This is a genomic window from Streptomyces sp. NPDC046712 (assembly GCF_040645695.1).
Lineage (GTDB): Bacteria > Actinomycetota > Actinomycetes > Streptomycetales > Streptomycetaceae > Streptomyces.
The window spans coordinates 22,756-42,777 of the sequence record NZ_JBEYYW010000003.1 but is presented as its reverse complement, the minus strand read 5'-3'; the positions used below and the strand labels follow the sequence as shown (position 1 = coordinate 42,777).

Here is a 20,022-nt window from a genome sequence, read left to right as displayed (position 1 = left end):
CGCTGGTGCTGAGCTGCATGTCCGCGGAGGAAAGGACGTCCGTCGATGTTCGCGAGGCTAAGCACCTACCAGGGGTCACCGGTTCCGCCGGAGGGAGACCTCACGGAGAAATCGGAGGCGATCGTCCAGCTGGTCCAGGACCTTCCGGGCTTCCGGGGCGCGTTCTACCTCGTGGAGCGGGAGACGGGGAAGGCGAGGTCGCTGACCCTGTGGGAGGACGAGGCGACGATGCGGGCGAGCGAGGAGCGCGCCGCCGAGATCCGGGCGGAGGCCGCGCAGCGCGAGGGGCAGCGGGTCGTCCTCGTCGAGCACTTCGAGGTGGCGTTCAGCAAGCTGGCACCGTAGAAGTGCATCCCATATCTGAGATAGATTCTCAGATATGGGATCCGAATCCGAACCGGACGAGCTCGACGCCCGCCTGGCGGGCCGCCTCGCCGAACTGCGGACGGAGCGCGGCTGGTCACTGGACGAGCTGGCGGGCCGTACGGGCGTGAGCCGGTCGACGCTGTCACGGCTGGAGCGGGTGGAGCTGAGCCCGACGGCGGTCCTGCTGGGCAAGCTGTGCGCGGTGTACGGACTGACGATGTCCCAGCTCCTCGCGGAGGTGGAGTCCGAGCCGCCGCTGGTGGTGCGCGCCGATCGGCAGGCGGTGTGGCGGGACGACTCCGTGGGGTTCACCCGGCGCTCCGTGTCGCCCCCGCATCCGGGGCTGCGGGGCGAGGTCGTCGAGGGGGTGCTGCGGCCCGGTGCGGACATCGCGTACGACGGCCCTCCGGTGACGGGCATGGAGCAGCACATCTGGGTGCTGGAGGGCGACCTCGAGGTGACCGAGGGCGGCCGTACGCACGAGCTGGGGGCGGGGGACTGCCTGCGGTTCAGGCTCTGGGGGCGCTCGCGGTTCCGCTGCCCGGGCGAGGATCCCGTCCGGTACGCGCTGCTGATCGTCCTGCCCTGATCGTTCTCTTCGATCGTCCGGCCCTGATCGTCCCGCGCTTTGATCGTCCCGCCCGGCTCGTCCCGCCCGGCTCGTCCCACCCTGATCGCCCCGCCCTGATCGTCCCGCCCGGCTCGTCCTGCCCCGAGGAACCAACGATGGCCACCATCACCCACCTGTCCCCCGAAGCGTTCGGCACCGCGGTCAAGGGCCTGGCCGACGTCCTGGTGGACGCCGTCGCGGACGGCGCGTCGCTGGGCTTTCTCCAGCCGTTCGACCACGAGGAGGCGGCCGCCTGGTGGCACGCCCGGCAGCCCGCGGTCGACGCCGGCACCCTCAGGGTCTGGACCGCCGAGACCTCCGACGGCATCGTCGGCACGGTGAGCCTGGCCCTCGAACCGAAGGCCAACGGCCGCCACCGCGCCGAGATCGTCAAGCTGATGGTCCACCGGACGGCCCGTGGCCGCGGCCTCGCCCGCCGTCTGCTCTCCACGGCCGAACAGGCCGCCCAAGAGGCGGGCGTCACCCTGCTGTTGCTCGACACGGAGACGGACAGCACGGCCGACCGCCTCTACGCCACGACCGGCTGGACCCGCTTCGGCAAGGTCCCGTCGTACGCCACCGACCCCGCGGGCGCCCTTCAGGACTGCAGCTTCTTCTACAAGGAACTGGGCTAGGTCCCGATTTGTCTGGATGGACGCGTTCCACCGTAGGAGCGATTCAGGACAGAACTTGTCCTTTGATGCGGGCATGCTGGAACGCATGACGAGCGACACGACGGCCCGGATGCTGCGCCTGCTGTCCCTGCTGCAGACCCGGCGGGAGTGGCCCGGCCTCGATCTGGCCGAACGGCTCGGGGTGACCGTCCGTACGGTGCGCCGTGACATCGACCGGCTCCGCGAGCTCGGCTACCCGGTCGACAGCGCTCGTGGGCACGGCGGCGGCTACCGCCTGGCCTCCGGCACGGACCTCCCGCCCCTCCTCCTCGACGACGAGGAGGCCGTCGCCGTCGCGGTGGCCCTGCGCACCGCCGCAGGCGGTCTCACCGGGATCGAGGAGACGGCCCTGCGCGCGTCGGCCAAGCTCGAACAGGTCCTTCCCCGCCGGCTGCGCGGTCGGGTCACCGCTCTCCAGGGCGCCGTCGCGGGCATCACATGGGAGGACCGCGGGCCGCGCGCCGACCCCGCCCTGCTCGCCTCTCTCGCCGTCGCCTGCCGCGACCACGAGATCATCGGCTTCGACTACACCACCCGCGACGGCGCGACCGCCTCCCGCCGCGTCGAGCCCTGCCACCTGCTCGCCTCGGGCAGCCTCTGGTACCTCCTCGCCCACGACACCGCCCGGGACGACTGGCGCGTCTACCGCCTCGACCGCATCTCCCACCCCACCCCGACCGGACGGCGCGTCCCTCCCCGCCAGGTGCCCGGCGACGACCCCGCGGCCTTCGTCGCCCAGCGGCTCTCGGCCGCGCCCACCCGCCATCGCGCCGTCGCCACCGTCCAGGCGTCCGCCGACCACGTCCGCGCCCACACGCGGGGCCTCGGCACGCGCATCCGCCCCGCCGGGGACGGCACCACCTGCCTCGTCGACGCCTCCGACGACTCCCTGACCCGCATCGCCCAGACGCTCGCGGCCCTCCCGGTCGACTACACGCTCGACGCCGACCCGGACGTCGTCCGACACCTCCGCGCCACGGCCGACCGCGCCCTGCGCGCCGCGAGTTGAGGCTCAGTCGGACTCGATCAGGGCCAGCACGCTCTCGGCCGTCCAGTGGCCCGCCCCCGGACACGTGGCCACATACGCGGCGATCTCCGCGGGCGCCCAGGCCCCGGATTCGGTCAACCCCGCGGCCACGTGCCGGACATAGGCGGCGGAAGGCTCGCGCGGAGGCACGTCGTTCACGCGCCACGGGGCCGTGAACGTGAGCACCGGAACGCCGTCGAGCGTGCCGGCACACACCAGCGTCTCGTACCGTCCCGGCCCGACCTCGGCCCGTCCGTACGCGAGAGCGTCGGACAGGTCCAGATCCTCACCGGGCTCCCGGTACATCTCCTGCGCGGCGATGTCGGAGAACTGGCCGACGGTGATCAGATGGGCCCGCGCGAAGGTCACCCCCCGCGCCGCCGGATCGTAGAAGCCACGCCCCCCGGTCCACACCCGCGACTCCGTCGCGAAGTACACCGCGCCGGGGAGAACGACGGGCAGCGACTTCACGGGCGCCGACGTGTCCCGACACCCCGGATAATTCCGGGCCGCACCCGGGGGCCGGCCCCCGGTGAGGTAGTAACGCAGGTGTGCGGCATGCATGTTGGAGCCGTAGGAGGCGTACCAGACATACGAGACGCCCGACACCCGGGGAAGCCGGGGCGCGAGACGGTAGGGCGAGGGCATGCGCTGCTCCGCGGGTACGTCGCATCGGCTGACGCGCCATTGAGCCACCCCCCGCCCGCCCCGCACAACCGCCGAAGGGGCGTACGAGACGCGTGGTCGGATCGATCAGGATTCGAGAAGCGCAGGCCGCCGGGCCCCAACTACCGTGACAGCCATGGACATCACCATTCACACGACCGCGCTTCCCCACGACGACCCGGACGCCTCCCTGGTCTTCTACCGCGACGCCCTCGGCTTCGAGGTCCGCAGTGACGTCGGGCAGGGCAAGATGCGCTGGATCACGGTCGGGCCCGTCGGTCAGCCCGGCACGTCCATCCTGCTGGCGCCGCCGGCCGCCGATCCCGGTATCACCGAGGACGAGCGCCGCACCATCGCCGAGATGATGGCCAAGGGGACCTACGGCTGGATCCTGCTGGCCACCCGTGACCTCGACGGCACGTTCGAGAAGGTGCAGGCCGCCGACGCCGAGGTCGTGCAGGAGCCGACCGAGCAGCCGTACGGCATCCGCGACTGCGCCTTCCGTGACCCCGCGGGCAACCTGATCCGCATCCAGGAACTTCGCTGACATGAGAGGGGTTTTCTGATGTGCCATCCCGCATGGGGGCGCGCACTCGTCGCGGCGCAGCGCCTGAGGGAGTTCGCGCGCCTGCGTCGCGTCCGCGACCGGATCGACCGGGAGTACGCGCGGCCGCTGGACGTCGAGGCCCTCGCCCGCGGCGCGGACATGGCGGCCGGGGATCTCAGCCGCCGGTTCCGGCTCGCCTACGGTGCCTCGCCGTACGCCTATCTGATGGAGCGTCGCATCGAGCGCGCCATGGTGCTGCTGCACCGTGGCGATCTCAGTGACGCCGAGGTCTGCGACGCGGTCGGCTGCCCCTCGCCCCGTACGTTCAGCACCCGCTTCACCGACCTGGTCGGCATGCCGCCCAGCGCCTACCGGCAGCGGGCGGCCGACGCCGCCGCGGCGCCGCCACGTGTCCCGCAGCCGGCGTGACACGGACCCCTACGAAACGACTGGAGCAACCATGACCACCGCGCCGCCGCGCAAGCTCGACGAGAGACTGCGGGACACCCGCGCGAGGCTGGAGAACGACGTCGATCTCTGGGTCTCGACGTCCGGCTCCCCGGGCGTCCACCTCGTCCCGCTCTCGTTCCTCTGGGACGGCTCCGCGTTCCTGATCGCGACGCCACGTGCCTCGGTCACCGGCCGCAACCTGCTGGCGGACGGCCAGGTACGCCTCGCCCTCGGGCCGACGCGCGACGTCGTCATGGTCGACGGCGCCGCCGAGCCGGTGGACCTCGCCGACCTCGCCCCGAAGACGGGCGACGTGTTCGCAGCCAAGACCGGCTTCGACCCGAGCGAGCTCGACGAGCCCTACCAGTACTTCCTGATCAGGCCACGGCGCATCCAGGCCTGGCGGGAGGCGAACGAACTCCAGGGCCGCACCCTGATGCGCGACGGCCGCTGGCTCGGCTGACCCCGCAGCGTCCTCGCCGGCGTCCGCGCCATCCGATCAGTTCCGGAGAAGCGGGCGCCGCCCCGAATACCTAATCTGAAGTCGTCCCGATCGAGCCCGAAGCGCCGCACGAGGAGAGATCCCCCATGAGCGACACCAAGAAGTCCGACAAGAGCTACGACGGATTCACGGCCGAAGAGCGGGACGCCATGAAGGAGCGGGCCAAGGAGCTGAAGGCGCCCGCGCGCCGCGGCTCGCGCGCGGCCAAGGCGGACACGGAGCCCGAGGTGCTCGCGAAGATCGCCGAGATGCCGGACGCGGACCGCGTCCTCGCCGAGCGGATCCACGCCATCGTCAAGGCGGGCGCCCCGTCCCTCACGGCGAAGCTCTGGTACGGGATGCCCGCGTACGCCAAGGACGGCAAGATCGTCTGCTTCTTCCAGAGCGCGCAGAAGTTCAAGTCCAGATACGCCACCCTCGGCTTCAACGACACGGCGGCCCTCGACGAGGGCACCATGTGGCCGACCGCCTTCGCCCTGACGGAGCTGACCCCCGCCGACGAGGAGCTGATCGCCGCCCTCATCAAGCGGGCGGTCGGCTGACCTTCAGCGCCGTCGCCCGGCCCTGCTCGTCCCACTCGACCTCCAGGATCCGTTCGACGGCGTCGCGGTTGACCGGGCCGAACACGTGGGGGAACAGGACGTCCTCGTCCACCCCGGGCGGCGGGGTGGGGGCGGCCGCCTCGAACTCCAGCCTGGCGGTGAGCCGTTCCTCGGCGAGGACCAGCGCCAACAGCGGCCGCTGCGCGGTCCGGTAGAAGGCGTTGACGACGGCCAGCGTGGTCGCTTCGTCGGGGGAGCAGTGGACGAAACCGTCCTCCGCGAGGGAGGCGGGCGCGTAGGGGGCGTCCGGGTGGGCGCTCCACTCACCGGCGGTCACGACGTGGTAGATCATGGGCCAGTTTCGCACGGGCCGGGGCGGCCCCGGCCCGTGGAGGTACGCGCGCGAGCTACTTCCACGCGTAGACCTTGGCCTCGACCTTTCCCTCCGCGTCGGTCTCGAACTCGTACACGCCTACGGCTCCCGCGAGTTCGGCGAACGCGGTGGAGGCGGTCTCGTAATAGATGGCTCCGCGCCAGCTCACACCGCCGTCGTCGGTGAAGTGTCCGACGCCCTGACCGCGCCAGGTGACCGTTTCGCCGTTCGGGCCCATGGTGATCCCCTGGCCCTCACCGTAGAGCGTGCCGTCCGCCCTCACATAGGACTCGTACGTCCCCATGTCCCTGGCCGCGACGTTCAGCAGCGTGCCCGCCGCCTGGAAGGAGACCTCCATCGCGGGGTGGCCGTCGTCGGTGGGCAGGACCCGCATGGACGTGGTCTCGCCCCGCTCCTCGCCGAGCAGATCGCCGAGCATGATCCGACTCCTCTCGCTACCCTCCCGAGCTTCCACCGGCCCCTGTTTCAGGACTACGCCGGATGCCGTACGCCGTCAAACGAAGGCGCCGGAGAGACGCCGACGAAAAGGCCCCGGTCGCTGACCAGGGCCTTCGAAAGTCATTCCTTGCCCATGAGGAGCGCTTCCCAGTGTTCCAGTCCTCTGCGTGCGCTTCGACTTTCTTCCCATGCTTCATCCTGGACGGACACGGTCAGCCAGACGGCAGGGAGCGCTCTTCCGCTCTTTCGGATTCGAGCGCGGCCTGTCAAAACGGCCGTGACGAACGGTAGTGCCTTCTCTGCCGGTACCTCGTCGTAGGTGAAGCCTGAGATCATGATCCTGTAATCCGATCCCTCCCCGAGTTTCTCGAGGACGATGCGCAGTCCGTCGGTGGCTTCGACTTCCAGCAGATTCAGTGGGTTGTTCATCAGGATGCTTACGATCGCAAACGTGCTACCCGCGGAGTCGAAGGTGGCGAGGGATGCCTCTAGGTCATCGAGTTCCATTGATCCCATGACGTTCCTTGGTGGTGGATGGCTGACGTGCCGCCGACGGTGGCGAATTCTTGCGGTTCCGTGCACGGTCGGATCAGGCAGGGCGCCGCGCCACGAGAGCGTCATCTCGTGGCCCTCACCGCTGTCGAGCGAGACGAGCGGCACGGCGGGCGTGGTCTTCTCGCCCGGCTCGCCGCCCGACTTCTCGATCCGCGCGACATCCGCGGCTGACGACTCGCCGGCCGGCGTCAGGTCGAGCGGGTGGGCAGCCGCGTGGGCCCTACCTCCCGGCGCCTCGACGCCCAGCTCGTCGTGGCCTCGGTCGCAGGCAACTCGGGGCGGAGACTCTGCCGCGCGCATGTCGACCGCTTTTCACCGCCGCCGCGGGCACGGATGGGGCACGCGCCCACTGCCATGCCGATGCCGCGCCCCCGGTCAGGTCCTCCCCGGTGCCGGCGGTTTCCGCGACTAGCCTCCGCATCATGCTGCGCATCGTCGACACCCGTACGGGCCGCTTCGTGGAGATTCCCTCCGTACGCCGCCATCTGCTGAGCATCTGCGTCCACCTGCCGGTCAGCGAGGGCGGGATCGGCATGGTGGACCTGCGGGCGCTCCTGGTCGGTGACGTACTGGCGCGCACAGCGGAGCTGCACGGCCTGCAGTCCCGCACGTCCCTCACCACGCCGGACCTGCCGCATGAGCAGGCCGGGGCGCTTGATCGCGCCATGTCCGCTGTCGGCATCCACCCGCCCGCCACCGTCGGTGCTCACCATCTGACCGGATCACTCTGCGCCGCTGCCGACGTACACCTCTTCGCGTACGGGACCGCCGCACAGGACGCGGTGGGTGGGGTCCACATCGAGGTGGGCCAGGTCGGCCCGGCGTCCGGGGAGAAGGGTGTCCCGGACCGTGCGCCCCTCCTGTCCCCGGGGCTCCTGGACGCCGTCGCCCCGGAGGGGACCGATCCGTTGGCCGTGAGGATGCTGATGCTCGGCCACGCTCACCGCACGCCGGTCACGGTCACCAGTACTGCGCTCGAAGAGGCCCGGCGGACGCTGGGGCACTGGCGGCAGCTGGTGGCCGACTGGGCACAGGAACCGTCCAGGCCGATCCCTGACGATGTGCTGCGACACGCCCATGCCGTGCTGGCTGATGATCTCGGCGTCCCCGCTGTCCTGGACACGCTGGCCACCGTGGCGACGCGCGCCGACGTACCGGCCGGTGCCAAGTTCGAGACGTTCGCCTTTCTCGACCGGGTCCTCGGGCTGGATCTCGCACGCGAGGTGGGTCACCAGCATCGGGCGGCGACGTGACGTCGGGCGCGTGGGCCTCATCGCGGTGGTCGTCACAACGGCCCCAGCGCATTCACTACGCCGAGGCCGCCCTTCCGGATCGTCACACGTGAGCGTGCTCGATCCGTCTTCGATTGTACGACTGCGGGCCGGCAGGCCGGGAGGGGAGAGCGGGCCGACGGGCCGTCGGGCGGTCCGGCTCAGCCGCGTTCTTCTTCGGCCTCCATGCGACGGATTCCCTGGTGGGTGAGGGAGACCATCGCGGGTGTGTTGCCCGGTTCCCAGTCGACGCTGATCAGGCCCTCGCCGGCGAGGTACGTGCAGGCGGCGGCCAGGTCCTCCTCCGGGATGCGCAGGTCGTTCCGTAGCTTCCGCCCCGGGACTCCGAGGAGTCGGTTGCCTTCGGTGGCTTCGTAGAGGGCGGTCAGGACCCGTTCGCGGTAGACCTGTCGCTCGCGGAGTGTCGCCATGACCGAGTCCTTTCATGCGTGTGAGGAACGGCCGACGCTCGTCACACCTCGTCGACGTGGGCGCCGCTGCGCGTGGACGTTCTGCTGGCGGTGAGCCAGGAGCGGGCGGGTTCCGCGGCGGATTCGGTGTCGACGGTGAGGTGGAGCCGTGTGCCGCCTTCGGGAACGGGGTAGCTGCGCTGTTCCGCCCCCGCGAAGGAGCGGCGGATCACCTGGGCGACCGCGCGGGCGGCTTCGGGGGTGGCGGCGACGATACGGATCTCGGCGAGTCCGGCCGAGGGCAGGATCGCGGTGTCGGTGGGGTACAAGTCGGTGGGGTACAAGGGGTGTGGTCCCTTCGCGGACGAGCGAGAGGCCGGCGGGTGGGTTGTCCCGGGTGTCGGGTGCCCCACCCGCGGCCTTCGGTCGGAGGAGTGGTCTGAGGTGGTCAGGGCCAGGTGCCCGTGAGCCGACGGCTGGAGGCTTGCCCTGTCGGTGTGTGGGGGCTGTGGCCGGGTGGCCGGAAGATGGCCGGGTACGGGTCGCTGAAGTGGTGGGCCGCGATGCGTGCCTCGTTCTGGGCGTTGAGCCGGTGGATCAGGCGCGTGCCGAGCGTGACCAGCAGGAGGACCGCCGCGAGCGCGATCAGGGTCTCCATGACGTCACCTCCGCGGGTTCCCCGGCAGGGGGATCATCCGCGCGCCGACGACCGGGTGCCGGGGCGGCGGCGGGGCGGACCCGCCGTCCGTCTCCCAGGCGTCCTCACTGCTTCGGGCGTCCCGACTGCTTCGGGCGTCCCGCATACGGCGGCCGGTCGCGGCCTCGTCGGACATCAGGACACCGGCGGCCAGGACGCTGCCGGGGACGGCGGCGGCGGTCATGAGCCGGGCGGCTGCGGCGGGTTCGGTCTCGGGCGGGATCACCAGCAGGTCGCAGCGGCCCACGGTGTAGGAGAGCAGGATCATCTTGTCGGGATCCTGTTCGGTGAACCAGCCCACGTGCACGGTGTGCCCGGTGGCGGGAACCTTGTGCGGGACGACGGGCCAGCGGGTGGGGTTCACCGTGACGCGTGTGATGCGTCCGTAGGGCCCCTCGAGTGCGTCGACCAGGGGCGGCAGTTCGGCGGTGAGGTCACGCGAACGAGGCCACCAGGCGCCGTCCAAGAGGCCGGCGAGCGTGGTCTTCGGTGTCAGCGACAGGCGCGCCGAAAGCGGGGGTGCGAGGGTCGTCATGATTGCGGACCCGTCTCCGGGCCGCCCTGCAGGGCGGCCCAGTGTCTTGATCGCCGGAAACGACGTCCGCGTGGGAGCGGGTGTTCGAGTTACTCCCGGTACCTTCAGCGTACTCCGCCCCGGGGGCGGACGAGCTGTTCCGACTGGATGACTTCCCACCGGGAGCACCGCCCGGCCGAGGGCCGCGGGCGTGACCACAGGCGCGCGGAGTACGCCGAGTACGCGGAGTACCGCGCGACCACGGGTGCGCCGAGTACGCGGAGTACCGCGCGACCACGGGTGCGCGGAGTACCGACCACGGGTGCGCGGAGTACGCGGAGTACCGCGCGACCACGGGTACGGGGAGTACGCGGAGTACCGCGCGACCACGGGTACGCGGAGTACCGCGTGACCACAGGCGCGCGGAGTACCGTGAGAGCACGGCGGTATCTCGCCGGCCATGAGGCGTCGGCGGCCCCGCGCAGGCAGGCGGACCACCATGGCCGAATCCGACACCCCCACCCCTCCCAAGCTCCTGCCGGACGAGATCCACCGAGCGGTGAAGCCCGGCACCGCCCTGCTCCGGCTGCAGACGACGCACTCCCGCGAAGGCGTCCTCGACGGCGCCTGGTGGCCCCGCTCCCGAGACGTCGCGACCGAACTGCCCGCCCTGATCCAGGCGCTCACCACGCACCTCGGCCCCATCACGAGAGTCGGCCTGGACGCCGACGCCTGGGAGGAGGTCCCGACGCGTGTGGTCGTCGAAGACCGGGTCGTGCGCCTCGACTTCTCTCCCGTCGGCGACGACACCGTTCTCATCACCCGTGGCGACAACGACCACTTCGCCCTCCTGGTGGTGCCCCCGGACACGGCACCTGACACGGCACGTGACGCCATGGCCCGTGCGGTCGACGCCGGTAACGTCACTCAGGCCGCCGAGATCCTTGTCGCCACGCTTCCCGAATCAGTGCCGCACCGCCAGGAGTCGGCGTGATCCGGATGGCGCGGCTCCTTCCGCCCGGCGCGCCGCCCTGCCCGTCCTGACACCGCTGACACCTCACGGCACGTCCCTCCGTCATCCGCCCGTCATCCGCGCCACTCGACCAGGAAGAGTGTGGCGTCGTCCGAAGTGGCGTCGCCGCGTGCCCGCTTGAGGGTGTGGGAGAGGTCCCGTGCCACCGCGCGGACGTCTCGGTCCGCCCGCTCCAGTTGGTTCACCCAGTCGATCAGCTGGTCCTCGCCGAACTGTTCCTGCCCGCTCGCGTGTTCCTCGATCAGCCCGTCGGTGAAGCAGAGGATGTGATCCCCAGGTTCGAGCGTCACGTCGCTGACCTGCGGCTGGGCTCCTCCGAAGCCGACAGGGAGGGTCGTGGGGCTGTCCAGGCGGCGTACGACGCGGTGCCGGCGGATCAGCATCGGGGCGGGATGTCCCGCGTTGACCCACTGGAGGTGGCCTGTGTCCGTGTTCAGCCGCATCATCTGCGCGGTCACGAAGTGGTCGGGCGCGAACTGCTCGGCCACGGCCCGGTCCATGAAGAGGTAGATCTCGGACAGTTCGATACTGATCCGCCGGGCGTGCCGGTACGCGCCGATGGTCACGGTGGCCATCGTGGCCGCGTCGAGGCCGTGGCCCATGGCGTCGATCATGGCGAGGTGGAAGGTGTCCCCGTTCAGGGCGTAGTCGAAGCTGTCGCCCGCCACGTCGTACGCGGGCTCCAGAACGCCGGCGACCGCGACGCGCGGCGTCACCATCGACAGCGGCGGCAGCAGCGACCACTGGATCTCGGCGGCGACGCTCATCGGTTCGCTGCGGCGGGTCCGGAAGAAGAGGTCGGTGGTGCTGTTCTTGGTCTGGATCAGATCGGCGATCAGAGCGGCGATCCTGCGCAGGAGGCGGCGGTCGTCGTCATCGACGGCGTCCAGGGTGACGGCGAGGACACCCGCCTGGTCACCCCCGTCCAGCAACGGCAGCAGGACCCGTACGCCGTCGGGCAGCTCGAACTCGACGGGGTGCGAGGTGAGGAAACAGCGCCCGGCTTCGGACCCGTCGATGGAATGCGGTTCGCCGACCGCCAGTCCGTCACCCGGCAGGGGGACCAGCCTCTCCTGCCCGTAGTCCTGGAGCAGGATCTGCGGATCCCGTCCCCCCAGGCGGGCCACGGTGTCGGCGACGACCGGCCCGACCAGATGGGGCGGCAACTCGTGGGCCCGGTCCAGGAGCCCGCCCAGCAGCCCCTCTCCGAAGCTCTCCGAGCGATCCGGGTCCCCGGGCGATCCGACTGTCATCCCGTTCCCTCCCGCAGGGCGGCGGACGGGCTGCGCAGCGCCTCCGCTGCTGTCCGGCGGACACGGGAGCCGGGCCCGTCACCAGCGGTCTCGCCATCAGGATGCGCCTCGGTGGCAGGGCGCGCCACATGGTCCCGACCCCGGGAACGGCGGCTGGGTCGGCCCGTCTCAGTCCGTGTCCGGCGGCTGCGGGTCGGCCGCTGCGCGGCGGTATTCGGCGTTGATGCGCTGGGCCTCCTCGAGCTGGTCCTCGAGGATGATGATGCGGCAGGCGGCCTCGATGGGGGTGCCCTGGTCGACGAGTTCCCGGGCGCGGGCCGCGATGCGCAGCTGGTAGCGGGAGTAGCGCCGGTGGCCGCCCTCGGAGCGGAGCGGGGTGATCAGCCGGGCTTCGCCGATGGCGCGAAGGAACCCGGGGGTGGTGCCGAGCATCTCGGCTGCCCGCCCCATCGTGTAAGCGGGGTAGTCGTCGTCGTCGAGACGGCCGATCGGATCATCTGCTGTCATTCTCACCTCTCTGGGGAACGCGTCGAGGGGCCCTGATGCCGTACGGCACCAGGGCCCCGAAGGAACTGCACCATCTTCCGGCCTCAGTATTGCGCCGGCTTACCTTGTCCGCATCGCTGCTCGGTACGGGTCCGAGGATGCGGGGATCGCGAATGCGTGACCGGAGACCACCTACCTATCCGATGTCCTGCGGTACCCGGGCTCAAGGCTTCTTCCCGGGCGATCCTGATGGCGCTGCACTCCTCCGTTCTTCCACTGAATCAAGCGACGTGCCAACTGCGGTACTGCTGGTACTGCTCACGGCGGCTCCTGAACACTGCGAGCCACCCGGTCCGGTCGTCAGTCCCGTCGCCCGTCCTGCAACAACCGTGGCTTCGGAACTCCACCACCGCACCGTCCTGCGGGTACTGCTGCCCGGCAGTTCATCCTCTGCCGGGCCTTCCTCGATCTCGGCTACGACAGAAACATAACCACGCTGCGCCCCAATGTCTACTCCGGCCGACATAGATTTTCATGCGTGTGTCAGCCAGGTAATCTCACCGCCCGGCGCCTACGGTGGGGAGTCGGCAGCCACAGAGGGGGAGCGCCGTCCCGCGCCGTCCCGCCCGCCCACGCCCCTGCCCATATCGGCCGGACGGCCCGGTGAATAGACTTGGCTCTCATGTCGAACCCTGACGAGTTGCTCGTTGACATCGCCGCCAAGGTCGAGTCCGGGCAGAGCAATCAGATGTCCCTGACCGTGATCACAGGTGGGGCTGTCATCACGGGGCGTTTGGCTCCCGAAGCGGTGTGGCGGCAGCGTGTGACGGAGGTCCTGACGGATTCGGCCCGCCTGGGCGAGTTCGCCGACGCCTTCAGCAAGCCGTCCGCGCAGGACGGCCCGCCGACGCATCTGCACTTCCACGTCGCCCGGATCATCCAGGGGACGGTGGGGATCCCGGAGACGGGTGGGATGTACCGCGTATCGATCGAGGACGTCAGCGCCTGGACCGTGGGAGACTTCAACTACTCCGACCACTGAGTCGGACGACAAGCAAGAAGGGCCCGACCGGTGCGCACCGGTCGGGCCCTCATTCTCTGTTCGCGGGCGACATCCGCCTGTCCGTCGGTCAGACCGCCGCGGAAGTGCCGAGCAGGGCGGCCGCCCGCTGGACCGCACCGACGGCGGTCGCGGGTGGAGCCTCGGGGAGGCTGCTGCAGGTGAAGCCGAGCCGGGTGACGGCCCGGACGACTTCTGCGGCGCTGAAGTCACGAGGGTCCTGGCGCGTGATGACCGCGCCCACCTGCTTGACGGGATACCGGCGGCGTCCGATGAGCACGGACTCGCCGGTGACCGGTTCGGGCTTGACGCCCTTCATCGTTTCCAGCACACCGCTCTTCGTCAGCTCGAACGGGAAGCGGGCGATGACGCAGCGCATGGGACCTCACAGGGAGAAGAGGGAGTCGGGACGACAGCAGTGGGTGCGGCGGCGGCTCAAGACGCCCGGAGCGCAGCCGTGTTCGTCCACGGCGGGGTGCCGGACCGGTCGTCGCGCATCGGGTGCGTGGCCTCGGCCGTCGTGGCCACGGGTGAGGCGGACAGCCCGTGGGGGAGGAGGAGGTCGCGCAGCCGCACCCGGTCGGTGTACGCGGAAGTGGCGCGGAAGGCGGTGAGCTGGGCCCGGGTGACCAGGCCGGTGCGGCGACCGTCGCCGTCGCGGACGATCAGGCGCTCGGCGCGGGCACTTGCCATGACCGACAGGGCTACCTCGGCGGTCATGTCGTCCCAGACCTGCGGTTCGGCCTCGTCGACGGCGCCGGCCACCGTCCTGTCGGTGGGGGCGATGCGCGCGGGGCGGGGCTGTGTCTGAACCAGTGTCACAAGTGCCTCCTGCGGAGAGTGGGGTGGGCGTCGACCTGAGTACGAGGGTTCTAGGAGGCCGCGTCGAGGGCGGACCGCCGCTGGGCCGCGCGGCGTGTCACCTGCGAGGGGCGCTTGCGCCGGTTGCGGGAGGCGGCGTCGCGCGTGGGGTGCTCGGGCGTCGGAACCGTGATGCGGACGGGGACGCCCGACGGGGCCTGCGCGCCGGTGATGCGGTTCAGTTCGGCCTCGCCGGAGCGGATCCGGGTGATCCGCGGGTGGATCCCCGCCTCCGACATGAGGCGGGCCAGGCCGCGGCGCTGGTTCGGGGTGACCAGGGTGACGACGCTGCCGGATTCACCCGCGCGGGCGGTTCGGCCGCTGCGGTGCAGGTAGTCCTTGTGGTCGGTGGGCGGGTCTACGTTGACGACGAGGTCGAGGCTGTCGACGTGGATGCCGCGTGCGGCGACGTTCGTGGCGACGAGAGCGGTGACGTGCCCGGTCTTGAACCGTGCGAGCGTACGGGTACGTTGCGGCTGGGACTTGCCACCGTGCAGCGCGGCGGCCCGTACGCCGCTGGCCAGCAGATCCTCGGTCAGCCGGTCGACGGCGTGCTTGGTGTCCAGGAACATGATCACGCGACCGTCACGTGCGGCGATCTCGGTCGTGGTGGCGTGCTTGTCGTCGGCGTGGACGTGCAGCACGTGGTGCTCCATCGTCGTGACGGCCCCGGCCGCGGGGTCCACGGAGTGCACGACGGGGTCGGACAGATAGCGGCGGACCAGCTGGTCGATGTTGCGGTCCAGGGTCGCGGAGAACAGCATCCGCTGGCCCCCGGGGCGCACCTGGTCGAGCAGCGCGGTGACCTGCGGCATGAAGCCCATGTCGGCCATCTGGTCGGCCTCGTCCAGGACGGTGACGGCGACCTGGTCCAGTCGGCAGTCGCCGCGGGCGACGAGGTCCCTGAGCCGACCCGGAGTGGCGACGACGATTTCGGCACCGCCGCGAAGAGCGCTCGCCTGCCTGCCGATCGACATTCCGCCGACGACCGTGGCCAGCCGCAGTTCGACCGCGCGGGCGTACGGCGTGAGCGCGTCGGTCACCTGTTGCGCCAGCTCGCGGGTGGGGACGAGGACCAGGGCGAGCGGCCGACGGGGCTCGGCGCGCTGCCCGGCCGTACGGGCCAACAGCGCCAGGCCGAAGGCGAGCGTCTTGCCGGAGCCGGTACGGCCGCGGCCGAGGACGTCACGGCCCGCGAGGGTGTTCGGCAGGGTTGCGCCCTGGATCGGGAACGGTACGGTCACGCCTTCGGCGACGAGCGCGGCGAGCAACCGCTCCGGCATGTCGAGATCGGAGAACGCCTCGACGGCGGGCAGCGCGGGGGTGACCGACGTGGGGAGCGCGAACTCACCCCGCCCGGCAGCGGGCCGCCGGCTCTGTCCGCCCGAGCGGCTCGACCCCTCGAAGCGGCTTCCTTCCCGCCCGGACGCGGCGCCGCCTTTACGGGTGCGGGAGAAACGGTCGGTGGTGCGTGTGGGGTTCATGCGGAACCTTCCTCGATGCGGCGCATATCAAGGAATTCCCGCAGCGAACGAGCAGCGTGGAGAATTGCGAGATCGGGCCGAATATGAAAGCTGCTATGTCCGACCGTGGGGTCGCAGGGCAGCGGAATGGTCGACGTGGCGCGGACGTGAAGTCCGGGGTGTCGATCGCGATGTGGATCTGTGCTCCTGAGGGGAACACGAATGGGCGCCGGTGCGGACCCGGCGGAATCCTCCCGCGGAATTCTCCTGCGGCGGAGGCGCTGCGGAAACGCGTGTAGCTGGGGCCCGCACCCCGAAGGATGCGGGCCCCAGCTACGTCGTACGCGTCAGCGTCAGGCGGGAACGATGTTCTCGGCCGTCGGGCCCTTCTGGCCCTGCGCGATGTCGAAGTTCACCTTCTGGCCTTCCTGCAGCTCACGGAAGCCCTGGGCGGCGATGTTCGAGTAGTGGGCGAACACGTCGGGGCCGCCACCGTCCTGCTCGATGAAGCCGAAGCCCTTTTCCGCGTTGAACCACTTAACGGTACCAGTAGCCATGCCATATCTCCTTTGGGGCACATCAGCATCCGCACTGCGCGGACACTATGTCGCCGAGATGATTACCCCGCCGGAAAGAGACCGGAGATGAAAAAGCACTCCCAGCGGCCTTGGGGGCCGACTGAGGGCACTTGAAGTTTCGGGAACCACAACTGCAACTGAGATCGAGACTAGCATGCCGAAGTGGTCGGTGCCGGTTAAATGTGTCCGCTCTTTCTCCGCGGCAAAAACCCTCACCGCACGGCCTTTCAAACCCTCACTTCGCCGGCACAGGTATCGATTCCCCGTACGCCCGGCGTCCATGGCCACGGCCACGAGCTCGGTGCCTCTTTTCAACACCGCCCCTCCGCCCCATGGGTACCCCTTGTACGGGCTCTCCGTTCAGCCAGTCCGCCGGGCGCAGGCGTCCGCGCTCGTCCGCCGATGTTCGTCGCTGTTGTCACGCAGTTAGCCACGCACCGCTCAACGCCCCATGACGGGCAGGGGCGTTGTCAGTGCCGGCCTCTATGGTCTCAAGCGCGCGGTCGGCTTCCGGGGGTTCCAGCTCTGAAGGGAATGGTTGCATCCCCGGCCTGTCTGGGGGCGGCCCGGAGATTCGTCCGGGACCTAACCGACGGCCGGGCTTCGTCGATGGCCAGCAGATGACCTGCCAGCGCCGACCGCGCACCGCTCTGAGGCCCCGGCCCCGGAGAAGGGCAGCCGGCCGCTGAGGCAAACGTCCACAAGACGTTCGCCGGACTCGATCACAGGTACGGCGGCGACCTTTGGATCCGACATCAGCACGATCTCGCTCATGGTGCCGCTCCTCATCCGGCAGAGGTGGCCGAGGGGCGCACGCCGAACCACTGCTCGGCGCCGTACTCCTCGAACCGCTCGACCTCGGTGAAGCCCAGCTTCACCGCGAGGCGCATCGCGCGGTCGTTGGCGCTCTGGGTGGAGAGCACCACGGGTTCGCCGGGACATACGGCGTCGAACCAGTCGAGTGCCGCCGCGCACGCCTCGAAGGCGTAACCGCGTCCCCAAGCCTCCGGCAGGAACAGGTAGCCGAGCTCGGCTTCCCCGGCCTCGGGGCGGACATGCCCCCGGCGCTCGGCACCGCGGGGGTCGAGCGTGATCATGCCGATCATCGTTCCGTCGAGTTCGACCACGAAACAGCCGGGGCGTCGGCCGGGCACCTCGGGCACGGCGCGCTCAAGTTCGTCGCGAGGCCGGGCGCCACCGATGTAGGTGCCCACCTCCGGCGAGGCGAACAGCTCGACGAACGACGCGCGGTCCCGGGCCTCGGACTCGCGGAGCACGAGCCGTTCGGTCGGTATCGGGGCCGACGGCCAGGAGAAGGATCCGGGTTCGATCATGGCGGGGAACGTATCGCACGCCCCGCGAGAACGATCGGCCGCGGATCTCGGCACCTGCCGGGCGATCTTTTCCAGCGGTCTGCAACCGGGACCGGTTCGGCGTGCGTGTCGATGATCTGAGAAGCGAAGCGAGAAGTCGTTGTCCGTATGGCCGTCACGGGGGTTCGAATCTACTCCGTGCTCCGAACGGACCGGCGGGACGGCGAAGTGAGCGGGGGACGGCGTATGGACGGGGTGCGGCGCGGCGTGGGCCACGATCAGGTGCTCGATGCCTTCCGGCTGGAATGCGGGGCCCTCTCCGATGCCGTGGCCGGGCTCTCCGACGCCGAGTGGAATCTCCCGACGCGCTGCATTCCCTGGACCGTGCGTGACCTGCTCGGGCACGTATGCGTGGTGATCGACTGGCTTCCGGCCATGCTGGATGCGCCGGCGCCCCGTGAGGCGGAGATCTCCGCGGTGGAGTACTACCGCCCGGACGACCGCTTCTCACCCCGGACCAACGGCAAGCGGATCGCCTTGGCCCAGGACCGTGCGGCGCGGCCGGCGACCGGCGCCGCCTTCGCCGAGGACTTCGCCGCGACCTGGCGGCGGGTCGACGGGCTGTGCCGGGCCCAACCGGACGGTCGGACTGTGCGGACACGTCATGGCGACGCCATGCTCCTGTCGGAGTTCCTCCTCACCCGCGTCGTGGAAGTCGCCGTCCACGGCCTCGACCTGGCCGACGCACTCGGACGCGACGCCTGGCTCACCCCGGCGGCCGGTGACGCCGTGACGGAGCTGCTCCTCGGCCCGGAGCACGCCGCGGCGGCCGGCAAGCTGGAGTGGAGCCGTCCCCACTTCCTGCGCAAGGCCACCGGCCGGGAGCCGCTGAACGAAACGGAGGCCGCACAGATCGAACAGCTCGGCATCCGCTGGCTCGCCCTGGGCTGACCTCGGCGCCCGCCCGTAACCCCGTCTCGTATCAGGAGGACTTGTGGAACGTGGTGAAGTCTGGTGCTCAGCGAGATCGAGGATGCCGTCCGACGCACCGAACAGGCGGAGGAGCGGACCACGGCGACGACTGCGAAGCTGTGGGAACGAGCTTCACCGAGCTGACGGATTTCCGGAAGGCAGAGGACCGGGCGGTACGGCGGGGCCGGGAGCCCAGGAAATGAAGGCGGCCCGGCCCGAAGGTGGCCCAGTCGACCCGCATGGAATTGGCCTGTGTGAGCGGGCAGTTGCGCATTAGCGTAGGCGTAATGACAACAAGATCTACTTCTGCCGACCGGCCCACGTCCGTGGCCTTGGCCGAGGCGCCGATGCGTCAGGCCCGTAACTCCGCCGCCTTTTGGAGCGCGACCGGCCGAAGCCGGGGGCATGAGGTGATCCGGCGCCGCGGATTCGTCGCGGTCGACGGCGACGAGCGTGCCGGTCTGCGGATCCTGATCCAGGAGTCCGACCTCGACCCGGGCGAACTGGCCGAGTTGAGCGAGCTGGTTCGCCGGGCCGCGGGCCCGGTGAACGCCGAGGATCCGTTCAGTTCGACCGACCTGAGCCACCTGGGCATGCGGGGCTGGCAGATGCCGGTCATGCTGCGCCCGCCGGGGCCCGTCGGCGAACCGGTGCTCGACGTGTTCCGGGTGCGGCGGCCCGAGGACCTTCGGGCGGCCGAGCAGATCGTGATCGAGGGCTTCGAGCTGGACGGATTCAAGCCCTACCGCCCCGGCGAGCTGTTCCCGACAGCGCTGATCGAGCAGCCGGGCGTGGATGTATTCGTCGCCTCGCACGACGGCGTGGCCGCGGGAGCCTGCGTCAGTGTCGTGGACGACGGCGTCGGCAGCCACTACTGGGTCGGCACGTCGCCGGCCTTCCGGTCGCGTGGCGTGGGGCGGGCCGTCATGCTCGGCTCCCTCGCCCACCTGGTGGACCTGCCGGTCACCCTCACCGCTTCGAAGCTGGGCAGGCCGCTGTACGAGTCGCTGGGTTACACCGTCGCGGCACCCTCGACCTGGTGGGCCTCTGCTCCTGTGACACCGCCGCGGTAAAGCCCGCTGGCTCGCCAGTCCCCCACAGGGCCCCGAGCATGTGGCCAGGTCTGGACAACGAGGAAGCCCCAGGCCGCTGACCTGGGCTTTGCTATGGAGCGGATGACGGGAATCGAACCCGCGCCATTAAGTTTGGGAATCACCCGGCACTTGGGCTCGTCCATAGGGGCTGACCTGCGGAAATGTAACGGGCATGGCCTCGGGTCAGGCCGCGTTGTCCGACCGCTGGTGACCGCTGCTCGCCGGCCTTACCGGCACGTTGTGGCA

Annotated in this window: 27 protein-coding genes and 2 pseudogenes; 13 read left to right on the top strand and 16 right to left on the bottom strand. The window is 70.3% G+C overall.

Annotation, left to right across the window (positions count from 1 at the left end):
• The first annotated feature begins 45 nt into the window (after nucleotides 1–45).
• The 4 genes from ABZ939_RS04680 to ABZ939_RS04665 all read left to right on the top strand — a co-directional run bounded on the left by ABZ939_RS04680 (nucleotide 46) and on the right by ABZ939_RS04665 (nucleotide 2,659).
• Nucleotides 46–345: a hypothetical protein gene (locus ABZ939_RS04680; protein ID WP_361849292.1), complete on the top strand. Its 300-nt coding sequence runs from the start codon at nucleotides 46–48 to the stop codon at nucleotides 343–345.
• 34 nt (nucleotides 346–379) lie between these two features.
• Nucleotides 380–955, top strand: coding sequence for a helix-turn-helix domain-containing protein (locus tag ABZ939_RS04675; RefSeq protein ID WP_361849289.1), 576 nt, complete (start codon nucleotides 380–382; stop codon nucleotides 953–955).
• Nucleotides 956–1,092: 137 nt separating this feature from the next.
• Nucleotides 1,093–1,611: a GNAT family N-acetyltransferase gene (locus ABZ939_RS04670; RefSeq protein ID WP_361849287.1), complete on the top strand. Its 519-nt coding sequence runs from the start codon at nucleotides 1,093–1,095 to the stop codon at nucleotides 1,609–1,611.
• A gap of 85 nt (nucleotides 1,612–1,696) precedes the next feature.
• Nucleotides 1,697–2,659, top strand: a complete 963-nt coding sequence (locus ABZ939_RS04665; RefSeq protein WP_361849284.1) for a YafY family protein — start codon at nucleotides 1,697–1,699, stop codon at nucleotides 2,657–2,659.
• A 3-nt stretch (nucleotides 2,660–2,662) separates the two neighbouring features.
• Here the strand turns inward: ABZ939_RS04665 and ABZ939_RS04660 are convergent, their stop codons facing one another.
• A complete protein-coding gene (locus ABZ939_RS04660) occupies nucleotides 2,663–3,325 on the bottom strand; it encodes a histone deacetylase (RefSeq protein WP_361849281.1) in 663 nt (220 codons plus the stop codon).
• Between the two features lie 154 nt (nucleotides 3,326–3,479).
• Between ABZ939_RS04660 and ABZ939_RS04655 the strand changes: the two genes are divergently transcribed.
• From ABZ939_RS04655 to ABZ939_RS04640, 4 genes are all read left to right on the top strand, one after another.
• Nucleotides 3,480–3,890: a VOC family protein gene (locus tag ABZ939_RS04655; protein WP_361849278.1), complete on the top strand. Its 411-nt coding sequence runs from the start codon at nucleotides 3,480–3,482 to the stop codon at nucleotides 3,888–3,890.
• A gap of 18 nt (nucleotides 3,891–3,908) precedes the next feature.
• Entirely contained in the window at nucleotides 3,909–4,319 is a 411-nt protein-coding gene (locus ABZ939_RS04650) for an AraC family transcriptional regulator (RefSeq protein ID WP_361849275.1), read from the top strand.
• A 31-nt stretch (nucleotides 4,320–4,350) separates the two neighbouring features.
• The gene (locus ABZ939_RS04645) at nucleotides 4,351–4,803 is read left to right on the top strand and encodes a pyridoxamine 5'-phosphate oxidase family protein (RefSeq protein WP_361849272.1); all 453 of its coding nucleotides are present in this window, start codon (nucleotides 4,351–4,353) and stop codon (nucleotides 4,801–4,803) included.
• 125 nt (nucleotides 4,804–4,928) lie between these two features.
• Nucleotides 4,929–5,384 (top strand): DUF1801 domain-containing protein, encoded by a 456-nt coding sequence (locus ABZ939_RS04640; protein WP_361849269.1) that lies wholly within the window; start codon nucleotides 4,929–4,931, stop codon nucleotides 5,382–5,384.
• Here the strand turns inward: ABZ939_RS04640 and ABZ939_RS04635 are convergent.
• From ABZ939_RS04635 to ABZ939_RS04625, 3 genes are all read right to left on the bottom strand, one after another.
• On the bottom strand, nucleotides 5,365–5,736 hold the full coding sequence (locus tag ABZ939_RS04635; protein WP_361849266.1) for a DUF952 domain-containing protein: 372 nt from the start codon (nucleotides 5,734–5,736) through the stop codon (nucleotides 5,365–5,367). The two genes, ABZ939_RS04640 and ABZ939_RS04635, sit on opposite strands and share 20 nt — an antisense overlap.
• A gap of 55 nt (nucleotides 5,737–5,791) precedes the next feature.
• Nucleotides 5,792–6,196 carry a hypothetical protein gene (locus ABZ939_RS04630; protein ID WP_361849264.1) on the bottom strand — a complete coding sequence of 135 codons (405 nt, stop codon included), beginning with the start codon at nucleotides 6,194–6,196 and terminating at the stop codon, nucleotides 5,792–5,794.
• A gap of 140 nt (nucleotides 6,197–6,336) precedes the next feature.
• Nucleotides 6,337–7,071, bottom strand: coding sequence for a hypothetical protein (locus tag ABZ939_RS04625; RefSeq protein ID WP_361849261.1), 735 nt, complete (start codon nucleotides 7,069–7,071; stop codon nucleotides 6,337–6,339).
• A 122-nt stretch (nucleotides 7,072–7,193) separates the two neighbouring features.
• On the opposite strand from ABZ939_RS04625, the gene ABZ939_RS04620 reads away from it, so the two are divergent.
• Nucleotides 7,194–8,024 carry a hypothetical protein gene (locus ABZ939_RS04620; RefSeq protein ID WP_361849259.1) on the top strand — a complete coding sequence of 277 codons (831 nt, stop codon included), beginning with the start codon at nucleotides 7,194–7,196 and terminating at the stop codon, nucleotides 8,022–8,024.
• Between the two features lie 179 nt (nucleotides 8,025–8,203).
• Here ABZ939_RS04620 and ABZ939_RS04615 read toward each other — a convergent pair whose 3' ends face one another.
• The 4 genes from ABZ939_RS04615 to ABZ939_RS04600 all read right to left on the bottom strand — a co-directional run bounded on the left by ABZ939_RS04615 (nucleotide 8,204) and on the right by ABZ939_RS04600 (nucleotide 9,684).
• Nucleotides 8,204–8,473 (bottom strand): hypothetical protein, encoded by a 270-nt coding sequence (locus ABZ939_RS04615; RefSeq protein ID WP_361849256.1) that lies wholly within the window; start codon nucleotides 8,471–8,473, stop codon nucleotides 8,204–8,206.
• Between the two features lie 41 nt (nucleotides 8,474–8,514).
• A complete protein-coding gene (locus ABZ939_RS04610) occupies nucleotides 8,515–8,781 on the bottom strand; it encodes a hypothetical protein (RefSeq protein ID WP_361849253.1) in 267 nt (88 codons plus the stop codon).
• A gap of 119 nt (nucleotides 8,782–8,900) precedes the next feature.
• A complete protein-coding gene (locus ABZ939_RS04605) occupies nucleotides 8,901–9,110 on the bottom strand; it encodes a hypothetical protein (RefSeq protein ID WP_361849250.1) in 210 nt (69 codons plus the stop codon).
• A gap of 4 nt (nucleotides 9,111–9,114) precedes the next feature.
• On the bottom strand, nucleotides 9,115–9,684 hold the full coding sequence (locus ABZ939_RS04600; RefSeq protein WP_361849247.1) for a DUF5994 family protein: 570 nt from the start codon (nucleotides 9,682–9,684) through the stop codon (nucleotides 9,115–9,117).
• A gap of 478 nt (nucleotides 9,685–10,162) precedes the next feature.
• Here ABZ939_RS04600 and ABZ939_RS04595 point away from each other — a divergent pair, with 478 nt between their 5' ends.
• On the top strand, nucleotides 10,163–10,657 hold the full coding sequence (locus tag ABZ939_RS04595; RefSeq protein ID WP_361849244.1) for a DUF5994 family protein: 495 nt from the start codon (nucleotides 10,163–10,165) through the stop codon (nucleotides 10,655–10,657).
• A gap of 92 nt (nucleotides 10,658–10,749) precedes the next feature.
• Here the strand turns inward: ABZ939_RS04595 and ABZ939_RS04590 are convergent, their stop codons facing one another.
• Nucleotides 10,750–11,949, bottom strand: a complete 1,200-nt coding sequence (locus ABZ939_RS04590; protein ID WP_361849241.1) for a PP2C family protein-serine/threonine phosphatase — start codon at nucleotides 11,947–11,949, stop codon at nucleotides 10,750–10,752.
• 168 nt (nucleotides 11,950–12,117) lie between these two features.
• On the bottom strand, nucleotides 12,118–12,456 hold the full coding sequence (locus ABZ939_RS04585) for a MerR family transcriptional regulator (protein ID WP_361849238.1): 339 nt from the start codon (nucleotides 12,454–12,456) through the stop codon (nucleotides 12,118–12,120).
• Between the two features lie 661 nt (nucleotides 12,457–13,117).
• On the opposite strand from ABZ939_RS04585, the gene ABZ939_RS04580 reads away from it, so the two are divergent.
• On the top strand, nucleotides 13,118–13,477 hold the full coding sequence (locus ABZ939_RS04580; protein WP_361849235.1) for a hypothetical protein: 360 nt from the start codon (nucleotides 13,118–13,120) through the stop codon (nucleotides 13,475–13,477).
• Between the two features lie 88 nt (nucleotides 13,478–13,565).
• Here the strand turns inward: ABZ939_RS04580 and ABZ939_RS04575 are convergent, their stop codons facing one another.
• From ABZ939_RS04575 to ABZ939_RS04550, 6 genes and pseudogenes are all read right to left on the bottom strand, one after another.
• On the bottom strand, nucleotides 13,566–13,874 hold the full coding sequence (locus tag ABZ939_RS04575) for an SCO5918 family protein (RefSeq protein ID WP_361849232.1): 309 nt from the start codon (nucleotides 13,872–13,874) through the stop codon (nucleotides 13,566–13,568).
• A gap of 6 nt (nucleotides 13,875–13,880) precedes the next feature.
• Nucleotides 13,881–14,317, bottom strand: a pseudogene (locus ABZ939_RS04570) (hypothetical protein).
• Between the two features lie 50 nt (nucleotides 14,318–14,367).
• The gene (locus tag ABZ939_RS04565) at nucleotides 14,368–15,840 is read right to left on the bottom strand and encodes a DEAD/DEAH box helicase (RefSeq protein WP_361849229.1); all 1,473 of its coding nucleotides are present in this window, start codon (nucleotides 15,838–15,840) and stop codon (nucleotides 14,368–14,370) included.
• A gap of 332 nt (nucleotides 15,841–16,172) precedes the next feature.
• Nucleotides 16,173–16,376, bottom strand: coding sequence for a cold-shock protein (locus tag ABZ939_RS04560; RefSeq protein WP_010985582.1), 204 nt, complete (start codon nucleotides 16,374–16,376; stop codon nucleotides 16,173–16,175).
• 711 nt (nucleotides 16,377–17,087) lie between these two features.
• Nucleotides 17,088–17,171: pseudogene (locus ABZ939_RS04555) on the bottom strand (dipeptidase); the annotation flags it as partial.
• Nucleotides 17,172–17,182: 11 nt separating this feature from the next.
• A complete protein-coding gene (locus ABZ939_RS04550) occupies nucleotides 17,183–17,731 on the bottom strand; it encodes a GNAT family N-acetyltransferase (RefSeq protein ID WP_361849225.1) in 549 nt (182 codons plus the stop codon).
• Between the two features lie 177 nt (nucleotides 17,732–17,908).
• Between ABZ939_RS04550 and ABZ939_RS04545 the strand changes: the two genes are divergently transcribed.
• Both ABZ939_RS04545 and ABZ939_RS04540 read left to right on the top strand, forming a co-directional pair.
• Nucleotides 17,909–18,661, top strand: a complete 753-nt coding sequence (locus ABZ939_RS04545; RefSeq protein WP_361849222.1) for a maleylpyruvate isomerase N-terminal domain-containing protein — start codon at nucleotides 17,909–17,911, stop codon at nucleotides 18,659–18,661.
• Nucleotides 18,662–19,092: 431 nt separating this feature from the next.
• Nucleotides 19,093–19,755, top strand: a complete 663-nt coding sequence (locus ABZ939_RS04540) for a GNAT family N-acetyltransferase (RefSeq protein ID WP_361849219.1) — start codon at nucleotides 19,093–19,095, stop codon at nucleotides 19,753–19,755.
• The last annotated feature ends 267 nt before the right edge of the window (nucleotides 19,756–20,022 follow it).